Origin of the sequence: Pandoraea sp. SD6-2 (assembly GCF_000389825.1) — a bacterium.
GTDB lineage: Bacteria > Pseudomonadota > Gammaproteobacteria > Burkholderiales > Burkholderiaceae > Pandoraea > Pandoraea communis.
The window spans coordinates 133657-148270 of the sequence record NZ_KB944425.1; the positions used below are offsets into that span (position 1 = coordinate 133657).

Genomic DNA, 14614 nt, shown 5'->3' on the forward strand with positions numbered 1-14614 from the left:
CCGTGACAGTGCTGGAATTGCCACACTCCTCGCCCCCACACGTCCTCCGGCATCTCACCAGACGAGAATGCTCGCACCAGCGAGATGCACCGCTGGCTTGGGGACGAAAAAAAACGGCAACGCCGCAAAGCGTTGCCGTTTTTTGAGGACGACTCCATTGGCTGGAGCGACCGCCTGAAACTTACCAGGCCGTGACGACCGAGCCGCCGAACTTCTGCTCGATGAACGCCTTCACTTCCGGCGAGTGGTAAGCCTTGATCAGCTTGGCCACCCAGGGCTTGTTCTTGTCGGCCGTGCGAATGACCAGCACATTGGCGTACGGGCCGTTGGCGTCTTCGATCGCAAGCGAATCACGCTTCGGTTTCAGACCGGCTTCCATCGCGAAGTTGGTGTTGATGACGGCCACGGCCACGTCATCGAGCGAGCGCGGCAGTTGTGCGGCGTCCAACTCCACGAACTTCAGCTTCTTCGGGTTCTCCACCACGTCCAGCGGCGTTGCCTTCAGACCGGCGTCGGCGCGCAGCTTGAGCAGGCCCTGCTTTTGCAGCAACAGCAGCGCACGGCCGCCATTGGTCGGGTCGTTCGGCAGCGATACCTTGTCGCCCGACTTCAGATCGGCCAGCGACTTGAGCTTCTTCGAGTAGATGCCCATCGGGAAGATCACCGTCTTCGCGATCGACTCGAGCTTGTAGCCACGGTCCTTCACTTGAGCATCGAGGTACGGCTGATGCTGGTAGCTGTTCACGTCCAGATCGCCCGACGACAATGCGGCGTTCGGCTGCACGTAATCGCTGAATTCGATGACCTTGATGTTCAGGCCGTCCTTCGCTGCCACTTTCTTCACTTCATCGAAGATCTGGGCATGCGGACCGCCCGTGACGCCAACCTTCAGGTTGATGGCGTCGGCTGCGGCGGCGGGCGCTGCGAATTGCGTGGCGAAAACCGTGGCGGCACCCACACCAGCCAGCAGCTTGAAAATCGTACGACGTTGCATAGAAAACCTCGCGTGTAAGTGAAGTGCCGGCTCGCCGGCGACGTTGTTATATGGGGCGTGATTACTTATGGCTCAGACGGCGCACCAGCCAGTCGCCGAACGTCTGCACCAGTTGTACGAAGACGATCAGGATCAGCACGACGGTAATCATGACTTCCGGCAGGAAGCGCTGATAACCGTAGCGGATGCCGAGATCGCCCAAACCGCCGCCGCCGATGGCGCCGGCCATTGCGGAGTAGCCGACCAGGCTGACGAACGTGATCGTCAGGCCCGCCACGATGCCGGGCAGCGCCTCGGGCAGCAGCACCTTCATGACGATCTGACCGGTCGTCGCGCCCATCGACTGGGCCGCTTCGATCAAACCGCGATCGACCTCGCGCAGTGCGGTCTCCACCAGACGTGCCACGAACGGCGCGGCGGCGATGGTGAGCGGCACCACGGCGGCCATCGTGCCGATGGACGAGCCGACGATGAGCCGGGTGAACGGAATCACGGCGACGAGCAGGATGATGAACGGCGTCGAGCGCACGGCGTTGACGATGATGCCGACGATGCGGTTGGTCGGCAGGTTCTGCAACACGCCGTTGCGATCCGTCAGGTAGAGCAGCACGCCAAGCGGCACGCCGACGACGGCACCAATCAGGCCGGAAATCCCGACCATGATGAGCGTCTCCCAGAACGAAGAGACGAACAGATCGAACATTTCACTCCACATGGCTCAGCTCCTCAACGACAACGCCCTGACTGGCGAGGAACGCCATGGCTTCGGCCACACGGGCCGGGGTGCCGCCCGCCATCACGGCGAGCGATCCGAATGCCTGCCCCTGGATCTCGTCGATCTGGCCATGCAGGATATTGAAATCGAGTTCGTAGCGGCGAATCGCCTCGGAGAGCAGCGGCTGATCCACGCCTGCGCCGGAGAACGCCAGACGATACAGATGGTCGTGGCCGTTACCGATGCGCGACGCGACACGCTCGCGAACGCCTGCGGGCAATTCCTGTGCAATCACATCGCCGATGAGCGCGCGCGTGACTTCGTGGTGCGGGCGCAGAAACACGTCGATCACGCGGCCCTGTTCGACCACGCGGCCGGCGTCGAGTACGGCAACTCGGTCGCACACCTGCTTGATGACTTCCATCTGGTGCGTAATCAGCACGATGGTCAGCCCCAGCTCGCGGTTGATACGCTTGAGCAATTCGAGAATCGAGCGCGTCGTCTCGGGATCGAGCGCCGACGTGGCTTCGTCTGACAGCAGCACCTGCGGCTCGCTCGCCAGCGCGCGGGCGATACCCACACGCTGCTTCTGACCACCGGAAATCTGCGCCGGATAGCGATCCTTCTGCGCCGTCAGGCCCACGAGTTCGAGCAGCGGCAGCACCTTCGCCTGAATCTCGGCGGCCGACATGCCCGCCAGCTCCAGCGGCAGCGCCACGTTATCGTAGACTGTGCGCGAGCTGAGCAAATTGAAATGCTGAAAGATCATGCCGATGCGACGGCGCGCCTGACGCAGGTCGTCCGACGACAACGATGTCAGGTCCTGTCCGTCAACGCGCACGGTTCCATCGCTCGGACGATTGAGCAGGTTGATCACGCGCACGAGCGTGCTCTTGCCGGCGCCGCTTCGGCCAATGATGCCGAAAACTTCGCCACGCTCGATCGACAGGCTAATTTTGGAAAGCGCGTCGATCGGCCCCTTGGGTCCAGCGAAACGCTGGGTAATGTTCTGGAGTTCGATCATGCAAAAAAATGGCAGCCCCACTGCCGGAACTGCCCGCAGTGCCGCCGCCCTGACCCGGTATATAGCGCAAAGGCGACATTCTAGCCCATGCATCTAAATAGTTGAAAATAATAAAATTTGATCTCTTTATACTAAATTTCAACTGAAGTTCGCATCACGTCGCAACGCGAAAATGAAGGCCATTGCTTCGTGCCGCAATGCAGCAAAAATTGGGTGCACGGCAGGACACCGGCCCTCTTAAACGGGAAAAAGTGAGGTGATTTCGCTAATGGCGAACGGCATTCTTGCCCGGCGGGAATGGGTGACTAAAGGGAGCGCAGATGCCGGCTCGAACCGGCAAATCGGGAAATGGGAAAATGGGAAAATGGGAAAATGTCAGACTTGCCGGCTGGACGCAAAGTCGTCCAGCACTTCAATCACGCGGTCGAATTCCAGCGATTTGTCGAAGAAATGCTGCACGCCCAGTTGTTGGCAGCGTTTGCGATACGTTGCCAAAGCGTAGTTCGTCAGCACGATGGCCATAAGGTGCGGCAACATGCCCGCGTCGTGCAGATACGAGAGCACGTCCATGCCCGAGCCGCGCCGCAACTGAATATCGACGATCACGGCATCGAACGAATCTTCCTTGAGCGTGCGAACCGCGTCGTCGGCAGTCTCCGCCACACCTGCCACCTGGAGCATCCCGGTCGAGCCGAGCGCTTCGGACAGGCTCTCGCGAATCACCGCCGAGTCTTCGATCAACAGCACCTTGAGGGGCAAACGGGACCCCGTATGCGTTGCCGCGTTCCCGGTCGACATCACAAGCCTCTCTTTTCTATCAACTGATCAGACCGTTCTTGAGCGCGTAGAGCGTCAGGTCGGCATTGGTTTTCAAATGCATCTTTTCCAGCACCCGCGCGCGATACGTGCTGACTGTCTTCACCGAGAGATGTAATTCGTCGGCGATTTCCGTTGGCGTGCGTCCTTGCGCGAGCTTGCAGAACACCTGGAACTCGCGCTCCGAGAGTTGTTCGTGCATCGGCTCGTCGATCGGCTGCTCCAACTTCTGCGCGAGCAGATCGGCCGTCCCTTCGCTGACGTAGCGGTGACCGCGCGCCACCGTGCGAATCGCCCGGATGATCTCCTCGGGCGGCGCGTCCTTCATCAGATAACCGTTCGCCCCGGCACGCAGCAGATTGACGGCGTACTGCGCTTCGGGATACGTCGACAGGAACAGCACGGCCTGCTCCGGACGCAATTGCTTGATCACCCGCAGGGTATCGATGCCGTTCTTGTCGGGCATGGCGATATCCAACAGCACGACATCGAACGGCGCCTCGCGAACGGCACGAATCACTTCGTCTCCGCTCGCAGCCTCGCCCAGCACCTCCATGTCCGACTCGTCGACGATGAACTGCTTGAAGCCAGTACGAACGATCGCGTGGTCGTCGGCAATCAGGATTTTTATTGTCGATGACATCTAAGCTCCAGAGACTGTCCTCATCGGTCAGATGGCCTCACCCACATGTCGGGACACGCAGATCATGGCCGTCGTCGCCCGTTATTCGCGCTCGGCGCAGATCGCGCATCGCATCGGCATGCGTTTGCCCGACCGTCAGCATTCCCCCAAGCCTGCGCCGCGTAGTGGTATCCCGGTCGCCCAAATAATGAATCATCTCGCGGTAACTCTCAATCGCAATATGCGCCGCGCGAAATAGGCACGTCTATCGCCGGACGACCCCGAAGAGCAGCGTGACCAGAAAGATCACCAGGAAGACAAAGAACAGAATCTTCGCGATCTCGGCCGCACCGGCCGCAATTCCCGTGAAGCCGAAAACGGCGGCAATCAACGCGATCACGAAAAACACGACAGCATAGTGAAGCATCGCAACCTCCTTGAATGGGATCGGCCCGCAAGCCGCATAACCGGCGCATCGCGGAATCGCTTCGGCGCAAGACCACAGCCTGCGCCGCAGCGCGCCGTCTAATCAACCATCTTCTTGGCGATGGTCAGTCCAAGCAGCAGGAAGATCACGAATAGCACCAAGAACAGCACAAATAGAATCTTCGCGATCCCGGCAGCACCGGCGGCGATCCCGGTGAAGCCCAACAGGCCGGCCACAATCGAGATCAGTGCAAATAGCAAAGCCCATTTCAACATAGCACTCTCCCTGGTTAATACGTCATCTCCCGGAGATATCCCTCGCACCCGATGGCCTGACAACGTGTTGCATAGTGCGGCGCAACCCATCGAGCACTAAGTGCATGGTAGGAAAAGCGCGCTGGCGGGACTGCCCGGCCGGCGCTGGTTTTTGCGTAGGAATTCGCTGACATTTCCCAAAACGACGGGAATTTCGACTTATGATCAAAGCGCGTCTCGTCCACCGCATTCCTTGCAGGATTACCCCAAAACCACCCCGACGAGCCCCTCATGCCCCGATTGTTTTCGTCCTGGCTGCGCCGCCGAAGCTGGATCATCGCCATGATTGCCGCGATCGTCATCACGGTCGGGAGCCTGATCGGTCTCGAATCGGCGCACCGCCGTCTCGCCTCCACCTATGAGACAGCGCTGCAAGCCATGATCGCAGCCAACGAACTCAACGAGATCATGGCGCACACCTCAACCGTGGTGTCGAGCCAGCGCGGGTACCTGCTCACGAACAACGCGAGCTATCTCGATCCGTACCTGTCGGCCGTGCGGCGCATTCGCGCGCTCGCGATGCTCGTCATCCAGCATTACGAAAACGTGGGCGATGCACAGGCGACGCGGGAGTTTGCCGACGTGATGACGTTGTTCTCGCAGCGCATCGCGGCGATGGAAGCAGCGCGCGCGGCGGTCAGACAAGGGGAAATGAGTCTCGAAGAGGCGCTCTCGCCTGCCAACCTCGGCATGGGCACCCTGGAGCCCGTGCAAAACGGCATCACCGATCTGTACAACCGTGAGCTGGCGCGCGCGCGTGCCGCGCAGGCCAACGGGCGCTTCGATCAGGCGATCTCGGCGGTGAGCGCCGGCGCGCTCTCCGTGCTCACCATCCTGCTGTTCATCCTGCTGTTCCGCACGCTCGGCCGGCAGATGCGGCAGGAGGAATTGGCGCGCGACCAGTTGCGCGAACAGCAGGCACACCTGGACCGGCTCGTGCGCGAACGCACCGAACAACTCGACGAACTGGCCACCCACTTGCAAAACGTCAGCGAAGACGAGAAGACGCGCCTGTCGCGCGAGTTGCACGACGAACTCGGCTCGATTCTGACGGCCTGCAAGATGGATGTCACATGGGCGCACCACAAGCTGCGGAGCACCGATCCGGTGATCGCAGAGAAGCTGGCGCGTGCACAGCGCAATCTCGACTCCGGCATTCAGACCAAGCGCCGCATCATTGAGAACCTGCGCCCGACGGTGCTGATCAACTTCGGCCTTGTCACCGCGTTGCGCTCGCTTGCCGAGGAAGCCGCCGACCAGCAACACTGGCAACTCGATCTCGATCTGCCGGAAGAAGACTTCGCACTGCCTGAGTCGACCGCCATCGCGCTTTTCCGCGTTGCGCAGGAATCGCTCACCAATGCGGGCAAGTATGCGCGGGCGACGGCCGTGCGCGTCGCGCTGGCGTGCGACGATCAGCGTGTGCGTCTGGAAGTCATCGATAACGGCATCGGCCTCACGCCGGACCAATTCAACAAACCCAAGACACACGGCCTGTTCGGCATGCGCCAGCGCGTCTCGGCCAAAGGCGGACGCATCGATATCCACTCGTTGCCGCAACGCCTCGGTACCGAGATTCAGGTCGTGCTGCCGCTGTGCAGTCCGGCGGATGCGCTGGACATTGCCACGGAAGTGACCGAAAGCACCGCACCGCAGGTGCCCGCCATTGCGAATCGCGACAGCGATGCCGGCAACTCGCCCGAAACGTCCGAAACGTCCGAAACACCCGAAACACCCGAAACACCCCAGCCCCCCTCCCCGCCCGTCGGAATGCACTGACAGCGCAACCCGACTCCGCCTACGTCGCGAGGCTGGCGCAGCTGACAGCGCGAACGTTTCGCACTCCCTATCATGGAATCACTTGCCGCCCCAACAGTGCGGTAATCGCGCGGTAACGATGCGCGAAGTTGTCGTATGGAAACACCTGAACCCAACCTCAAGGAGTTGCCATGAACTCGGATCTGATCAAGGGCAAGTGGAGTCAACTGAAGGGCGAAGCCAAGAAGCAGTGGGGCAACCTGACCGACGACGATCTGCTCAAGATCGAGGGAAACCGCGACAAGTTCGTGGGCGCGATTCAGGAGCGTTATGGCAAGGCGAAGGCCGATGCCGAGCGCGAGGTCGACACCTGGAACAACCGGCACAAGCTCTGGTAAGCGAGTGTCGCCATGCCCACCGGGAGGCGGCCTCCCTTCTTCCTCGCACCTCGGACGACATCATGTCGCGAACGCGGCATCTGCCGCTGTTTTTGCGCCACACGCCGCCCGCCCCTTGTAAATGAATGTAACAAGTGTCGCCCGAGGCGGCGCGCCTGCTTGCGGCCGCCACCTTCTGGCGCGCCAGTCGGAACGAGCGCAAACCATTGATTCTGAATAGAATAGGCGCCTAACTCACACGTTCGACGGCTGCTTTTCTACGCCCGAACGTTCCCCATGCCGTGTCAATGCGCATACTTTGCAACAATTGCGCCACGCCTGCGTTTCGGAACTTCAGTAGAGTTAAGTCAGGGAAATGTGACGAACCAGGGTGTCGGCGGGCACCAGGCGCGTCGAACGGCATGGTGCCGTTCGGGCGCTGTCATCAGTACGCTGCCAAGTCCGCAGGAGAAATATCATGAAAACCAAGTTTGCCGCCCTTGCCATCGCCGGTATCGCGCTCGCCGCGGGTGCGATCGGAACGGCGCAGGCTCACGTCTCGGTCGGTATCGGCATTGGCATACCTCTGGTCGTCCCCGGCCCGGTGTATGCCCCGGCCCCGGTATACGTGGCGCCGCCTCCGCCGGTCTATTACGCGCCGCCCCCCGTCTATGTCGCGCCTGCGCCGGTCTACTATGGCGCGCCGCCGCCGGCCTATTACGGTCGCCCCTACTACGGCCGTCCCTACTACGGCCACGGTTACTGGCGCCACGGCCGCTGGTATGGCTATTGATCGACGGCCGGCATGACCGGCCGCCGAACGTACAACGCGCCGCCGACTGCGAGGTCGGTGGCGCGTTCGCTTTCAGGGGACGAACGGTGATGTGTGCTTAGCGCTCAACCCGGTAGCCAATCCGGAAGCCGCCCCAGTGACGTCCGTTCACATAGATGGGTGCCGACGCGTCTTTCATCACCACAAACTCCCCGCCCCCCATGTCGCGCCGATAGGTTTGCAGGAGTAGCGGTTTAGTGTTGCGTCCCGCCGCAGCCCCCGTGCGATCGTTGAAGAGACGGCGGTTACGACAGTGGGCGGCGTTCCAGACGGGATCGTTGGTCGGCGACTGTGAGAACTTGCGGTTGTGCGTCGGCAGATAGCCGTTCTCGTCAACAACGGCGCAGAAGGTGATGCGCTCGTTGAGTCCGAGCAAGGGCTCCTGAATGGCTGGCAGCGTCTCGTCGGTAAAACGTGTGAAGCGCGCCATCAACTGCGGCGGGTTCGATCCCGGAATCGGCTCGTAGCGACGGTCGAACAGCTCCTGCTCGCTGATCTTGCCCTTGGCCAGCGCCGCCTCGAAACTCTCCCCCACCTGCTTGGCCGCCCGGCGCACGGCGCGAATGAACGGCGTGTCCTGCGTTTCGACGTCGGCTTCGGCAATCAGCCCGATCAGATGCTCCGAGACGGACAGCAGCCCATTGATGCGCTCGCGCGCACTTTCGACGTGTTCCGCCGAATGCGATACCCCGTCGGCCATTTCGTCGACGTGCGCAGCGAGTGTCGTGCACTCGTTTTCGATGGCTTCGCTGACCTCGGCAATCTGCCCGGCTTGACGATCGAACGTGTCGAGCGCCGTCCCGGCCGTCTCGATCACACTCGCAATGGCGCGGGTGCCTTCGCGGGCATCGTTGGCGCGGGCGACGTTGGCGTTGCTCTCGCGCATCAGACGCTCGGTGCGCTCCCCCAACGCGGCGAGCGTGCGCTCGATCTGCTGGGTCGCCTCCGCCGTCTTGCTGGCGAGCAATTTGACTTCCGAGGCAACGACGGCGAAGCTGCGCCCGGCCACCCCCGCACGAGCCGCTTCGATCGCCGCATTGAGCGCCAGCAGATTGGTTTGGCGGGCGATGACCGAAATGCCCTCCGCTACCTTCCCCACATGGTCGAGCGCTTCGCGTAGCCCTGTGATTTCGCCGGCCATGCCGGATACGCCTTCCACGAGGCCGTGGATGGAGGCAAGCGACGCGTCTGCCGTGTTGCGTGACGCCGAGATTTCCGCGCTTGCACGATCGGCCACATCGCGCGCCTCACGCGCGGCGCTGGCGATGCGTTGGTTGCCTGCGCTGGTGTCTGTCGCGGCGCGGCGAAGCGCCTGAAACACTTCGGCCTGACGCTTGATTCGAACGGCGATTTCGTCGACGTTACCGGCGACGTCGCACAATTCAATGCCGAGGGTGCCGGCGTTGGCGGCCACCTCGTTCATGATATCGACGGTCTGCGCCGCTCCCCTTGTGCGCGTGAATAGCCCCATCGTCAGTCTCCTCGCATCGCTGATCTGCTTGTTATGACGAGGGCACGACATCCGCCGGAACTGCCAAAAACGCCGGAAAGACGTTCGCGCCACACGCTGATGTGTCGAAAATTATAACGGGAGAAAAAACGGCCGACTTGAGGGTTTCGTCGCTTGTCGCGGCCCCGCACTTCCGACTTTGTGAAGCCACCCTCTCATGCACGGCTTACGCAGGACTTACTGCCCGGCAGGCAGGCCGGGAGACGCCGCAGCGCCTATCGCGGCACGCATCGCCTCGCCCACGGCCACGACCAGCCCCCCCGCGTCGCGGCGATGCAGCAACGCGATTTCGCTGTCGGCGTTCGCGTCGTCGAGCGCCACGCGGCGCACGCCCGGCCCGGCCATGGCAGCGAGACTTTGCGGCACGATGGCCACACCGAATCCCGCCGCGACCAGATTGACCAGCGTCGCCTTTCGCGACGTCGCCACGGCGGCCTTCGGGAAGAAGCCGTGCTGCTGGCACAACTGCGCAACACGGTAGCTCAATCCGCCACGCTCCCGGTGCGGCAGCGAGACAAACGGCTCGGCGGCCAGCGCCGCCACACTCACCGACGCCTGGTGTGCGAGCGCGTGGCCCGGCGGCACGAGCAGCAGCAAACGCTCCTGCGAAATGATTTCGCACACGAGCGAAGCCGCCGGGCGCAGTACCGGCAGCCGCACCAGCCCCAGATCGATACGGCCGGCCTCGATGTCGTCCTGCTGCTGTTCGGAGGACAGTGTCGAGACGTCGACGCTCACGCCGGGATTGGCCTGAAGATGTGCATACAGCGCGGCGGGCAATGCCCCGGCGAACGGCACCGAACTCGAGTGCGCCAGCCGTACGGTGCCCTGCTCGCCGCGCGCCACGCTGCGCGTAAGCGCCACCGAGCCTTCGAGTTCGGTCAGTACACGCCGCGCCTCGTTCAGAAACGTGCGGCCGGCAGGCGTGAGCGTCACACCTTTTGACGAGCGCTCGAGCAACACCGCCTGCAATTCCCGTTCGAGTTCCGAGATCTGGCGGCTCAGCGCCGATTGCGCGACGAACAACCGTTCGGCCGCCGCACTAAATCCACCGGCGTCGACCACTTCGAGGAAATACCGTAACTGCCGCAGCGACACCATGATCATGCCGTTTCGAGATCGAATATCGCCACATTCTATATTGGCGCCGCCCCGACACGCGGCCCTATGCTGACGGAAAACCTGCGCACACCCTGCTTGCTTCGTCAGGCTGCGCCTCTCTCATCTCATTTCGTCACTTCGTCCGCGCCATGCTTTCGACGTTCTCCCGGCCCCTGTTCGACACCCTTGTCGCCGCACTTCCCACACCGGGTCACTGGTTGCTGATGAGCGCCGCGCTCGTTGTGGCCTATGTCATCTTCGGCATTGCGGGCTTCGGCACTGCGCTCGTCGCGAGCCCCGCGCTGGCCTATGCGATGCCCGTTGCCCAGATCATCCCAATGCTCGCCTTGCTCGACTTCGGTGCGGCATCGGGCAACGTCGTGCGCAACGCGCGCGCGGCAGACGTCGATGAACTACGCCGCCTCGTGCCCGCGATTATCGCCGGGAGTCTCGCGGGCGCGGTGCTCCTGCTGACATTGCAGCCCGAGGTTCTGTTACGTTCGTTGGCGTGGTTCATCTGCTGCTATGCCGTGTTCTCGCTGTTCGGGCCGCGCGCAAAATCGCGTCTATCGCAGGCGTGGGCGGTGCCGTTCGGTGCGTTAGGCGGCATGTTCGGCGCGATGTTCGGCAGCGGCGGCTTTCTCTTCGCGATCTATCTGACGAGTCGTCTCGACCGTGTGGAAGCCATGCGGGTGACGCAGGCGACGCTCATCGGCTTCAGTACCCTGGCACGCGCAGCACTCTTCCTGTTTGCCGGCGTCTACGCCAACCTGTCGATGCTTGTGACGGCGGCATCGCTGATACCGGCGATGATCGCCGGCATGTGGATTGGCAAGCACATTACGCTGCGGCTCTCGCGCCAACAGTTCGTGAAGGCAGTGAATCTCGCTGTGCTGGCGGCGGGCGTCGCGCTCCTGATACGCAGCCAATAGCACTGGCGCGTCGATTCGCCGGACGCCCGAAGCACGCAGGCAGCGGGTATGCTGACGGCCTTGCTCATCACACACGGCCCTCATCTCATGTCGCTGCCCGCCTTGCTCGTCTTCGGCGAAGCCCTCACCGATCTGATTCGTCAACCCGGCGGCGACGCTCGCCAGTGGGTGAGTCGTGCGGGGGGGGCGTGCTGGAATGTCGCGCGCGTGAGCGCCGCGATGGGCGTGGCAACCGGATACGGCGGCGCGATCAGCACTCATGCGCCGTTCGGCACCGAACTGCTCGCGCTCTCCCGCGCTGCCGGATTGGACGACCGATACTTGCAGCCGGTCGATGCGCCGCCGCTCGTGGCCGTCGTGCACCGTCACGATCCGCCCGCGTACTTCTTTCTTGGCGAGGGCGCCGCCGATCTCGCCTTCGATCCCGGCGCGCTGCCGTCCGGCTGGCAAGACGCCGCTCACGTCGCGCATTTCGGCTGCATCAGCCTTGTGCGAGAGCCATTGGCGTGCACGCTCGTGTCGCTGGCCGCGCAGTTGCATGCGCGAGGTACCGCCATCAGCTTCGATCCCAACCTGCGCAATCTGATGGGCCCCGGATACCTCGCCACATTCACGCAGATGGCAAAGCTCGCGACGTGGCTCAAGCTCTCGATGGAAGACCTGCGCGGACTTTACCCCGGTCGTCCGGATGACGATGCGTTGGCGGAAGTCCGTCGTATTGCACCGCAGGCATCGATATTGCTGACGGATGGCGAACGCGGCATGCGATTGCTTCTGCCCGACGGCACAGCGCTCGTCCAACCGGCATACCCTGTCGACGTGGCAGACACCGTGGGCGCGGGCGACGCCACCATCGGCGGCTGGCTGGCCAGTCTGTCGCGCGAACCCAACGCGCCGCTTGGCCGTCACTTGCGCCGCGCGGCCGCCGCCGCAGCCCTCGCCTGCACGCGCACAGGCGCCCATGCGCCAGATTGGCAGGCGGTAGAAGCCCTCATCGCCGCGCAACGCGTTCGCGACACGTCGTCGAGTCAATCATCCAAATAATGGCTATGATGAAAGCCAATCATCACCATAGCCGATGAATTCGACATGACGCCGGACCAATTGCTGACCTTCGCGACGGTCGCCGAACTGGGCAACATCAGCCACGCGGCGCAGGCGTTGCATCTGTCGCAGCCCGCAGTCTCCGGACAATTGCGGCTGTTGCAGGAATCGTTTGGCGAGCCGCTGTATCGGCGCGACGGACGCGGTATCCGGCTGACGGCCGTGGGTGAGCAGGTCGCGGTGTACGCCAACAAATTACGGCAAGACTACCGTCAGGCGCTCGCGTTGCGTGACAGCCTGCGCGGCATGGAAACGGGGGCATTGCGCATCGGCGCGAGCACGACGCCGGCCAGTTACCTGCTGCCCTACGTGATCGCGGAATTCCATCAACGCTACCCCGCCGTGGCCCTGCACATCGTCGACGGCAACACCAGCGAAATCGTGGCGCAGCTCGACCGTCTCGACGTGGCCTTCATCGAGGGTGCGGTGCCGCCGGGCTTGTCGCCGGAGATTGCGGTGCGCCCGTGGCGCGACGACGAAGTCGTTGCGATTGCGCGCGTCGATCATCCGCTGGCGCAACAACCGGAAGGGGCGTCGTTACAGGCCATCGCCGAATATCCGCTGATCCTTCGCGAACCGGGTTCGGGGGTGCGGGCGCTAGTGGCCCGCGCGTTCTCGGTGGCCGGGCTCACACCGCGCGTGGCGCTGGAATTGGCGGGGGTGGAGAGTATCAAGGAGGCGGTACGGGCGGGCATGGGGGTGGGCTTCGTCTCGGCGATGTCGATGCGACATGAAGATGCCGCCCTCGCTTCGGTACGCATCGATCCGCCGCACGGTCTCAAGCGTTTGCTCACTGCGCTCGTGCCGCACGCCGATGCCCTGTCGCGTCCCACGGAGCGCTTTCTCGCTCAGTGCTTTGCGGGGGACGCTCCCGGTCCGGCCGCGCTGCGGTGACACGCGACAGCGACCCCATCGTACGCTGCACGGCACTCGTCGCATCGCCCGCCGGACCGGCGCGTCAGACCGTCTCCTACGGCCTTATTTGAAATCCCAAGCCATTTGCTCGGCCACCGACGTCGCTTCCGACGAGCGCACGCATACCTCCAGATAATCGGTGACGGGCGTCGGGGGACGCGTCCCTTCGGACAGCAGACGACGGTTGTCGAACACGTAATCGAGCGCCGCAAACGCGCCATATCGACGCAGCGCCTTCGCCATCAGACGGCTGTTTCCATGCCCCAGTTGACGGGCCAACGCAGGCGTCAGGCGCGCAATCTCGGCGTCGCCGATGTGCCGGAAACGCTCGCCCAGGGGCGCCACGCCGCGCGCCCTCGCCAGCGCCGCTTCGATCTGGCGAATCGTGCGCGTGCTGCCCTCGCCGGCCGAGACGTGATACAGGTCGTGACGCAAATGCGGCAGGAATGCGAGATCGATCAGCGCGTTGGCGCAGAAATCGACAGGCACCACGTCGAGCCGGTCGTCGAGACCGCAGGTGAATGCACCGAGCAACTGCACCATGCGGAACATCCAGAAAATGCTGCCGGACGGCTCACACCCGAGGCGCGTATGGCCCACGACGACGGAGGGCCGAGCAATCACCAGCGGCAGGCTCGGCCACGCACGGCGCAGGCGACGCTCGGCTTCGGCCTTCGATGCGGTGTAGGGCACGACCTGATGATCCGCGAGCGCCAGATCGTGCGACTCTCGAACCAGCCCCGAGAGCGAATCGCCACACGCCATGGCGGTGCCGACATGCACAAAGCGCTCGAGCACCGGCGACGCCGCGACCGCACGGGCAAGCGCCAGGGTGCCGGTGACGTTGACGGCGTCGAGTTGCGGGTGCGCTGAAAAGGACGCAATCGCCCCGGCGTGAACGACATGCGTGACGCTGCGCATGCGCGGGTCGTCTTCGAACGAGACCGGCTGTGCAAGGTCGCCGCACACAATGTTCGCTTCGCCGAGCGCGAGCCGATGCACGGCTGCAACGCGAAAACGATCCATCGCGGCGCGCACGCGCGCCAGACCATCGCTGCGGGTGCGCGCGCGCACGAGAAGCAACAGCGACGGACCGAATCCGTCATTGAGAAGCTGGGCGACAACGGCGCCGCCCACAAAACCGGTACTGCCGGTGACGAGAATTCGCATGGC

The 14614-nt window shown here is 63.2% G+C and carries 17 protein-coding genes; 7 read left to right on the top strand and 10 right to left on the bottom strand.

Features of this window, described 5'->3' with window-relative positions; genetic code table 11:
- Positions 1-181 precede the first annotated feature (181 nt).
- From C266_RS04170 to C266_RS04190, 5 genes are all read right to left on the bottom strand, one after another.
- Positions 182-994, bottom strand: coding sequence for a MetQ/NlpA family ABC transporter substrate-binding protein (locus C266_RS04170; RefSeq protein WP_010804448.1), 813 nt, complete (start codon positions 992-994; stop codon positions 182-184).
- A 61-nt stretch (positions 995-1055) separates the two neighbouring features.
- A complete protein-coding gene (locus C266_RS04175) occupies positions 1056-1709 on the bottom strand; it encodes a methionine ABC transporter permease (protein WP_010804449.1) in 654 nt (217 codons plus the stop codon).
- Positions 1699-2733: a methionine ABC transporter ATP-binding protein gene (locus C266_RS04180; RefSeq protein WP_010804450.1), complete on the bottom strand. Its 1035-nt coding sequence runs from the start codon at positions 2731-2733 to the stop codon at positions 1699-1701. Before C266_RS04180 ends, C266_RS04175 begins: the two co-directional genes overlap by 11 nt.
- Before the next feature lie 375 nt (positions 2734-3108).
- A complete protein-coding gene (locus tag C266_RS04185; RefSeq protein WP_010804451.1) occupies positions 3109-3531 on the bottom strand; it encodes a response regulator in 423 nt (140 codons plus the stop codon).
- 19 nt (positions 3532-3550) lie between these two features.
- On the bottom strand, positions 3551-4192 hold the full coding sequence (locus C266_RS04190; protein ID WP_010804452.1) for a response regulator transcription factor: 642 nt from the start codon (positions 4190-4192) through the stop codon (positions 3551-3553).
- A gap of 64 nt (positions 4193-4256) precedes the next feature.
- On the opposite strand from C266_RS04190, the gene C266_RS27660 reads away from it, so the two are divergent.
- The gene (locus C266_RS27660; protein ID WP_168162863.1) at positions 4257-4430 is read left to right on the top strand and encodes a hypothetical protein; all 174 of its coding nucleotides are present in this window, start codon (positions 4257-4259) and stop codon (positions 4428-4430) included.
- 6 nt (positions 4431-4436) lie between these two features.
- Here the strand turns inward: C266_RS27660 and C266_RS26595 are convergent, their stop codons facing one another.
- Together C266_RS26595 and C266_RS26600 are read right to left on the bottom strand one after the other, a co-directional pair.
- Positions 4437-4598, bottom strand: a complete 162-nt coding sequence (locus C266_RS26595; protein ID WP_010804453.1) for a DUF1328 domain-containing protein — start codon at positions 4596-4598, stop codon at positions 4437-4439.
- A 98-nt stretch (positions 4599-4696) separates the two neighbouring features.
- Complete coding sequence (locus tag C266_RS26600; protein ID WP_010804454.1) at positions 4697-4873, bottom strand: DUF1328 family protein; 177 nt, start codon at positions 4871-4873, stop codon at positions 4697-4699.
- A 270-nt stretch (positions 4874-5143) separates the two neighbouring features.
- On the opposite strand from C266_RS26600, the gene C266_RS04205 reads away from it, so the two are divergent.
- From C266_RS04205 to C266_RS04215, 3 genes are all read left to right on the top strand, one after another.
- Positions 5144-6691: a histidine kinase gene (locus C266_RS04205; RefSeq protein WP_010804455.1), complete on the top strand. Its 1548-nt coding sequence runs from the start codon at positions 5144-5146 to the stop codon at positions 6689-6691.
- A 170-nt stretch (positions 6692-6861) separates the two neighbouring features.
- Complete coding sequence (locus C266_RS04210; protein WP_010804456.1) at positions 6862-7068, top strand: CsbD family protein; 207 nt, start codon at positions 6862-6864, stop codon at positions 7066-7068.
- 457 nt (positions 7069-7525) lie between these two features.
- On the top strand, positions 7526-7840 hold the full coding sequence (locus tag C266_RS04215) for a hypothetical protein (RefSeq protein WP_010804457.1): 315 nt from the start codon (positions 7526-7528) through the stop codon (positions 7838-7840).
- Between the two features lie 97 nt (positions 7841-7937).
- Here the strand turns inward: C266_RS04215 and C266_RS04220 are convergent, their stop codons facing one another.
- Complete coding sequence (locus tag C266_RS04220; protein ID WP_010804458.1) at positions 7938-9350, bottom strand: methyl-accepting chemotaxis protein; 1413 nt, start codon at positions 9348-9350, stop codon at positions 7938-7940.
- 216 nt (positions 9351-9566) lie between these two features.
- Positions 9567-10496 carry a LysR family transcriptional regulator gene (locus C266_RS04225; RefSeq protein ID WP_010804459.1) on the bottom strand — a complete coding sequence of 310 codons (930 nt, stop codon included), beginning with the start codon at positions 10494-10496 and terminating at the stop codon, positions 9567-9569.
- Between the two features lie 143 nt (positions 10497-10639).
- Between C266_RS04225 and C266_RS04230 the strand changes: the two genes are divergently transcribed.
- From C266_RS04230 to C266_RS04240, 3 genes are read left to right on the top strand one after another with little or no spacing between them, the layout of a single operon-like run.
- The gene (locus C266_RS04230; protein ID WP_010804460.1) at positions 10640-11422 is read left to right on the top strand and encodes a sulfite exporter TauE/SafE family protein; all 783 of its coding nucleotides are present in this window, start codon (positions 10640-10642) and stop codon (positions 11420-11422) included.
- A gap of 48 nt (positions 11423-11470) precedes the next feature.
- Positions 11471-12466 carry a carbohydrate kinase gene (locus C266_RS04235; protein ID WP_010804461.1) on the top strand — a complete coding sequence of 332 codons (996 nt, stop codon included), beginning with the start codon at positions 11471-11473 and terminating at the stop codon, positions 12464-12466.
- 45 nt (positions 12467-12511) lie between these two features.
- Entirely contained in the window at positions 12512-13420 is a 909-nt protein-coding gene (locus C266_RS04240) for a LysR family transcriptional regulator (RefSeq protein ID WP_010804462.1), read from the top strand.
- An 84-nt stretch (positions 13421-13504) separates the two neighbouring features.
- Here the strand turns inward: C266_RS04240 and C266_RS04245 are convergent, their stop codons facing one another.
- Positions 13505-14611: an SDR family oxidoreductase gene (locus C266_RS04245; RefSeq protein WP_010804463.1), complete on the bottom strand. Its 1107-nt coding sequence runs from the start codon at positions 14609-14611 to the stop codon at positions 13505-13507.
- Positions 14612-14614 lie beyond the last annotated feature (3 nt).